Genomic DNA, 6,837 nt, shown 5'->3' with positions numbered 1-6,837 from the left:
ATCACCGACGTGCACGCCGCCCCGGTCAGCACCGCCGACCCCGACTCGGCCTAACCCCCGCCGGCTGAGCTCGTCCCCGCCGGCTGAGCCTGTCGAAGCCTCCAGCCCACACTCTCGGTTCCGCCCTATACATGCGCCATAGGGCGGAACCGAACCCATTGGCCGGAGCCGCCCCTTGGTGGTTTAGCCCGGCGACGAACGAGCCGGTGTCGAAACCACAGCCCACTCGCCGATAACTCCCAAATCACCCGCTAGCCTGGACGGACTGCGCATCGTATCGAGGGGAAGCCAAAGAATGGATCTGTCACCAGGGTCGACATTCGCCGGGTACCGAGTGGTTCGCCAACTCGGCCATGGCGGCATGGGCCAGGTCTATTTGGTCGAGAACCCCATGCTCCATCGCCTCGAAGCGTTAAAGGTCCTTTCCACCGGAGCAGGCGCCGCCGCCGACTTCACCGAACGCTTCGCCCGCGAAGCCCGCACCGCCGCCGGCCTGCAGCACCCGAGCATCATCACCGTCCACGCCTACGGCGTCGAAGGCGACGACCCGTGGTTCACTATGAGCTACCTCGACGGCGAGGATCTCAGCCAGGCGAAGCTCACCGACGCCGAGATCACCGAAGTCGCAAAACAAGCCGCGTCCGCGCTCGACTACGCCCACCACCGCGGCGTCATCCACCGCGACATCAAACCGGCGAACATCTTCATCACCCGCGACCACAATGGTCAGCTCGCGACCGTCACTGTCTTGGACTTCGGCATCGCCAAACTGGCCAACGCAACAGGTCTGACGGGCACCAACATGTTCATCGGCACCCTCGCCTACAGCGCACCGGAAATTATCGAAGGCGAGTTCCCCACCGGTGCCGCCGATCAGTACTCCTTAGCCTGCGCGCTGTACCAGCTGCTGACCGGTGTCCCGCCCTTCCCAGCAGACTCACACGTCGCCCTCATGCGCGCACATCTGGATAAGGTGCCACCCACGATCAGCACCCACCGGCCCGAGTTCAGAGCTGCTGACTCCGTTTTCGCCCGCGCGCTCGCCAAACGGCCCACTGAGCGCTTTGCCTCCTGCACCGCACTCGCCACCGCGGTCGCGGTTATCGGAACACCGGCGCCATCCGCGGCCGAGTTGTATGCGCCCACCGCGCAGGTATCCGGGCGCACCCACACCAACTCCGGATTAGTGAGTCGAACCCGGCACGCGGCCCCCGATCCGATCAGTCAACGTAGGCAACGTCGCAGCGGCGCAGCGGACGTCGCGACTCCACGTCCGAAGCCACGGTCGGCCCCGGGCGGCCTCCCTCGCCCCCGCCCGGAACCTGCTGCCGAGAAGACCGTGCGGCGAAAGCCGCCCACGAGCCAGTCGGCCAGCAGCGAGCGTGTCAGTCGAGCCAGCCGCGAGAGCGCCGAGGTCCAGCCGCCAGATACCCGTATTCCGCGAATGAAGGCCGAATCGCCACCGCCCGAACATGTCTATCGACGTAAGTCCGGCAGATCCAAACTGATCACGTTCAGCACCTGGGTTCTGCTGCTCCTCTTGGTTGCCGCGACAGTCGTCACCGCACTAGCAATGGCCGGCGCCTTCTGACTCGGCGACAAACCGCCGTCCCAGATGCGGATGACATCAAGTTCGCCGACTAGCCTGGACCGACTGCGTCCGAGCAACGAGGAGAGAACTGTCGGGGTCTGCAACCGGGGTCGACGTTCGCTGGACTCACCGTCGTACGCCTGCTCGGTCGCGGCGGCATGGGCCAGGTGTACCTCGTCGAGCACCCGACGCTGGAACGCTACGAAACGCTCATGGTCCTCTCCACCGGGGCAGGCGCCACCGCCGAGTTCACCAAACGCTCCGCCCGCGACGCCCGCACCGCCGCCGGCCTGCAGCACCCGAACAACATCACCGTCCACGCCGACGGCGCCGAGGGCCACGACCCGTGGTTGACGATGAGGTACCACGACGACAGGGTAGGGACGGCACTCATCCCCTGGTTCCGTAGCTGCCCGAGGCGCGATCCGAGACGCTGCGTCGCTGCGTCAAACAGCGCAGGCGGTACCACGCAGACGTCGCGGATCGGGTCGGGGCGCAGGCAGACGTCGTGATCCTTGTCGGGAGACGACCCACATCCGCGACGGATCGATCCGACGCCGACAGGATCCGCGACGCATACGGAAGGTTCAGCGGACTGGGGTGCGGCGTCGTCGTCCGCCACGGCAGCGATGGGAAGCAGCCTTTACCGCAGGTGAACTAAGGTTGGAGCCGTGCACGACGACCCGTTGACTCCGGCTTCGATCACCGACGCATTCGGTGAGGATGGCGCCCATATCCCCACCTCGTCATCGGTGCACGATGCCCTGCCCGACACTCTGCTGCGCCGGGTGAAGCAGTACAGCGGACGACTGGCTACCGAGGCGGTCGCCTCGATGTCCAAGCAGCTGCCGTACTTCGCCGACCTCGACGCCAGCCAGCGCGCGGGTGTGCAGCTCGTGGTCCAGACCGCCGTGGTGAACTTCGTGGAGTGGATCGAAGACCCCGAGGGCAACGTCAAATTCTCGGTGCAGGCGTTCCAGGTTGTCCCCCAAGATCTGGCCAGCCGCATCTCCCTGCTGCAGTCGGTGGAGATGGTCCGCGCAGCGATGGAGTTCTTCGAGAAGTGGCTGCCGCTGCTGGCGCGCAATGAGACGCAGCTGCGCGCCCTGACCGAGGCGGTGCTGCGCTACGGCCGCGAAATCGGCTTCGCCGCCGCCGCCATCTATGCCTCGGCCGCCGAATCCCGCGGCGCGTGGGACTCGCGCATGGAAGCCCTCGTGGTAGACGGCGTGGTCCGTGGCGACACCGGCCCACAGCTGATGTCGCGCGCGGCCGCCCTCAGCTGGGACTCCGACGCGCCGGCCACGGTGATCATTGGCTCCCCGCCGCCGGAGCAGAACGTCTCGGTGTCGCTGGCCATCCACAACACCGCCAAACGCTACGACCGCGCAGCCCTGTCCGTCGTCCAGGGTCGACGACTCGTCGCGATCGTCAGCGGCTCGATCCAGCCGACCGAGAAGTTCCTCACCGAACTCCTCGCACACTTCTCCGACGGCCCAGTGGTCATCGGACCGACTATGCCCAACCTCGTCTCGGCACCGGCGAGCGCCGTCGAGGCCATCGCCGGTATCGATGCCGTCGTCGGCTGGCCCGGCGCCCCGCGCCCCACCTACAGTTCCGAACTCCTCGCCGAGCGCGCTTTGAACGGCGACCGAAGCGCGGTGCACACGATGACCGACTCTCTCGTGACCCCGCTTCAGGATGCTTCGGGCACTTTGTCGGAGACTCTGGATGCCTTTCTGGACGCCGGATGCTCAATCGAACAGTGCGCGCGATCGTTGTACGTTCACCCCAATACGGTGCGGTACCGCCTCAAAAAGATCGCCGATGCCACCGGACGTGATCCAAGTAACCCTCGTGACGCCTACGTCTTGCGTGTCGCGGCGACGGTCGGTCGGCTCGCACGATTCGGGCAAGAATCGCCCCCTCCAACCCCGTGAGCCACGTAGGTAACAGATCGTGTCCCCCGTTTGTGCAGGCAGGCGCGTTTTGGCAACGATTCGGTAACGGATCTCGACCTGGCAACGATGGGGGCACCGACCGACGGTCACCCGCAGGCCATTTGTAGGAACCCTACAAAAACTGACCAAAAGGTTCGGACCCCACAACACCCCGCGCGACCCCCTTCACGGTGTTCGCTAATCAAGTGCTTTCGTTGTTAGCGCCCGGACAGGGCTCTCAGACTCCCGGCATGCTGACCGAATGGTTGGCAGCGCCCGGTGCCACCGACCGTGTCTCCGCGTGGTCGGAGGCGACCGGACTAGATCTGGTCCGTCTGGGCACCACCGCCTCCGCCGAGGAGATCACCGATACAGCGGTGACCCAGCCCCTCGTCGTCGTCGCCGCCTTGCTCGCGCATGAACAACTCGTGAAGAAGTACGGCGAATTACCCGCCGACACAGTCGTAGCCGGACACTCAGTCGGCGAACTCGCCGCGGCCGCCATCGCCGGTGTCATCACCGACGACGAGGCCGTCCGCCTCGCCGCCATCCGCGGCGCCGAGATGGCCAAGGCATGCGCCATCGAGCCGACGACGATGGCCGCCGTCCTCGGCGGCGATGAGAACGAGGTCCTCACCCGTCTCGACGAGTACGAACTGATCCCCGCCAACCGCAATGCGGCCGGGCAGATCGTCGCCGCTGGCGCCACCCCGAATATCGACAAACTCGTCGACAACGCCCCGGAGAAAGCCCGCATTCGCAAGCTCGCGGTGGCCGGAGCCTTCCACACGCACTTCATGGCGCCCGCACAAGAGGCCGTGGCGGCCGCCGCCGCCCAGATCACCCCGAACGATCCCACCTTCACCCTGCTGTCGAACTCAGATGGCCAGCCGGTGACCGGCGGCGCCGACGCGCTCGCCAAGATCGTCAATCAGGTCACCAGCCCGGTGCGCTGGGACCTCTGCAACGCGGACCTGCGTGCCGGTGAGACCGACGCCATCGTCGAACTCGCACCGGGCGGCACGCTCGTCGGAATCGCCAAGCGCGAACTCAAGGGCGTGCCCGCGCGCGCCGTCAAGGTCCCCGGCGATCTGGAGGACCTTCCAGGACTTGGATAGCGGTCGTAACCCCGACCCCCGGAGAGCCGCGCCCCGCGCAGCTTGTCCAATGCGTACGGCTCCCCGTGAGCCTCTCCGCAATCCGGAAATGCACGACAGCAAGCTGGCACGCCAGCAACTACTAACTAAGGAGAGCCCCGTGGCTGCAACTCAGGAACAACTCGTCTCCGGCATCGCCGAGATCATCGAAGAGGTCACCGGCATCGAGCCTTCCGAGGTCACCATGGAGAAGTCGTTTGTCGATGACCTCGACATCGACTCGCTGTCGATGGTGGAGATCGCTGTCCAGGTGGAGGACAAGTACGGCGTCAAGGTGCCCGACGAGGACCTCGCTGGCCTGCGCACCGTTGGCGACACCGTCGCTTACGTCCAGAAGCTCGAGGCCGAGAACCCCGAGACCGCTGCGGCCATCGCCGCCCAGATCGAGGCGTCCAAGAACGCATGACCGAGCTACGAGACTTCTCCACGCGCGGTGGAGAGTTCCCCAGCGTAGTGGTGACCTCGATGGTCGCCACCACGTCGCTGGGTGTCGACCTCGACTCCACTTGGGAGAAGCTCGTCGCCGGTGAATCCGGTATCCGCGAGCTGACCGACGATTTCGTCACCCGGTTCGGAGAACTCCCTTGCCGGATCGGCGGCCGGTTGGTCGAGGATCCGGCCAACGAGGTGACCCGCATCGAGGCGCGACGCATGTCGTACGTCGAACGCGTCTCCCACGTGATGAGCAAACGCCTCTGGGCAGCCGCGGGCGAGCCCGAGGTGGACCCGGAGCGTCTCGCCGTCGTGATCGGTACCGGTCAGGGTGGCGGTGACGCGATGGTCGACGCGGTCAGGGCAATCGAAGAGTCTGGCAATTACCGCAAGGTGTCGCCGCTCGCGGTCTCCATGGCCATGCCGAATGGCCCCGCCGCCGTCGCCGGTCTGAATGTCGGTGCTCGCGCCGGCGTGATCACTCCGGTTTCGGCATGTTCGTCCGGCGCGGAAGCCATCGCTCATGCGTGGCGACACATCGTCATGGGTGATGCCGATATCGTCGTCACCGGCGGCGTCGAGGGACACATTGACGCAATTCCGATCGCCGCGTTCTCGATGATGCGCGCGATGAGCACCCGGAACGACGATCCGGCTGGCGCCTCGCGTCCGTTCGATACCGACCGCGACGGCTTCGTCTTCGGCGAAGCTGCGGCAATGCTGGTAATCGAGCGCGAGGACCACGCCCTGGCACGCGGCGCGCACATCCATGCCCGCATCATGGGCGCCGGTATCACCTCGGACGGCTTCCACCTGGTTGCTCCGGATCCTAGCGGTCAGGGCAATACGCGGGCTATGGCTCGCGCCATGCAGACCGCTGGTCTAGCCAAGTCCGACATCACCCACGTCAATGCACACGCGACGTCGACCCCAATCGGCGACACCGCAGAAGCAGCGGGTATCCGCGCCGCCGTGGGTGAGCATGCTGCCATCTACGCGCCGAAGTCGGCGCTGGGCCACTCGATCGGCGCCGTCGGCGCCCTGGAAGCGGTCCTGACCATCAAGTCGGTCGAAGAAGGCATCATCCCCCCGACCCTGAATCTGGAGAACCTGGACCCCGAGTGCGGCGACATCGACGTCGTACACGGGCAACCACGCCACGGGCAGATCGATTACGCCCTCAGCAACTCTTTCGGATTCGGCGGTCACAACGTAGCGCTCGCCATCGGACGCTACTGATCGACAACTGAACGCCCTCGACAAGGAGGAGAACGCGATGACTGCTCTGGCTCCCATTCCCGGCCACGAGGAGGCAACGGACCCCCGTGATCCGTTGCTGCGTCTGACCAGCTTCTTCGACGAGGGCACTGTGGCGCTCCTGCACCCCCGAGACAAATCGGGGGTGCAGGCCGCTGCGGGCTTGATCAACGGTGTGCGCACCGTGGCCTACTGCACCGACGGCACCGTAATGGGTGGCGCCATGGGCGTGGTGGGTTGCGCACACATCGTCGACGCCATCGATACCGCCATCGAAGAGCACGTGCCTGTCGTCGGGATTTGGCATTCGGGCGGTGCCCGGCTCGCGGAGGGCGTCGAAGCCCTCCACGCCGTCGGCTGCGTCTTCGAAGCGATGGTCCGCGCCTCCGGTGTGGTCCCCCAGATTTCCATCGTCGTCGGCTTCGCGGCGGGCGGCGCCGCCTACGGTCCCGCACTGACT

7 protein-coding genes are annotated in these 6,837 nt (G+C 66.0%); all 7 read left to right on the top strand.

Annotated elements, in window-relative coordinates:
• The first annotated feature begins 295 nt into the window (after window positions 1–295).
• A complete protein-coding gene (locus tag WAW85_RS14320; protein ID WP_422560267.1) occupies window positions 296–1,591 on the top strand; it encodes a protein kinase domain-containing protein in 1,296 nt (431 codons plus the stop codon).
• Window positions 1,592–1,749: 158 nt separating this feature from the next.
• The gene (locus tag WAW85_RS14315) at window positions 1,750–2,103 is read left to right on the top strand and encodes a hypothetical protein (RefSeq protein ID WP_422560266.1); all 354 of its coding nucleotides are present in this window, start codon (window positions 1,750–1,752) and stop codon (window positions 2,101–2,103) included.
• Between the two features lie 159 nt (window positions 2,104–2,262).
• A complete protein-coding gene (locus tag WAW85_RS14310) occupies window positions 2,263–3,531 on the top strand; it encodes a PucR family transcriptional regulator (protein WP_422560265.1) in 1,269 nt (422 codons plus the stop codon).
• A gap of 206 nt (window positions 3,532–3,737) precedes the next feature.
• Window positions 3,738–4,649, top strand: a complete 912-nt coding sequence (locus WAW85_RS14305) for an ACP S-malonyltransferase (protein ID WP_422560264.1) — start codon at window positions 3,738–3,740, stop codon at window positions 4,647–4,649.
• A gap of 139 nt (window positions 4,650–4,788) precedes the next feature.
• Entirely contained in the window at window positions 4,789–5,094 is a 306-nt protein-coding gene (acpM, locus tag WAW85_RS14300; protein WP_422560263.1) for a meromycolate extension acyl carrier protein AcpM, read from the top strand.
• Complete coding sequence (locus tag WAW85_RS14295) at window positions 5,091–6,359, top strand: KasA/KasB family beta-ketoacyl-ACP synthase (protein ID WP_422560262.1); 1,269 nt, start codon at window positions 5,091–5,093, stop codon at window positions 6,357–6,359. The genes acpM and WAW85_RS14295 overlap by 4 nt, the downstream gene beginning before the upstream one ends.
• Window positions 6,360–6,396: 37 nt before the next feature.
• A partial coding sequence (locus tag WAW85_RS14290) for a carboxyl transferase domain-containing protein (protein WP_422560261.1) occupies window positions 6,397–6,837 on the top strand: 441 nt, incomplete at its 3' end.

The sequence above is a fragment of the Gordonia sp. (in: high G+C Gram-positive bacteria) genome, assembly GCF_049299075.1.
Classification (GTDB): Bacteria; Actinomycetota; Actinomycetes; order Mycobacteriales; family Mycobacteriaceae; genus Gordonia.
This window is presented reverse-complemented; position numbering and strand designations above follow the sequence as displayed.

Excerpts from the sequence above, each read along its gene's own strand:
- WAW85_RS14315 (WP_422560266.1), top strand. The coding sequence starts at position 1,750 with ATGGGCCAGGTGTACCTCGTCGAGCACCCGACGCTGGAACGCTACGAA.
- WAW85_RS14320 (WP_422560267.1), top strand. The coding sequence starts at position 296 with ATGGATCTGTCACCAGGGTCGACATTCGCCGGGTACCGAGTGGTTCGC.
- WAW85_RS14295 (WP_422560262.1), top strand. The coding sequence starts at position 5,091 with ATGACCGAGCTACGAGACTTCTCCACGCGCGGTGGAGAGTTCCCCAGC.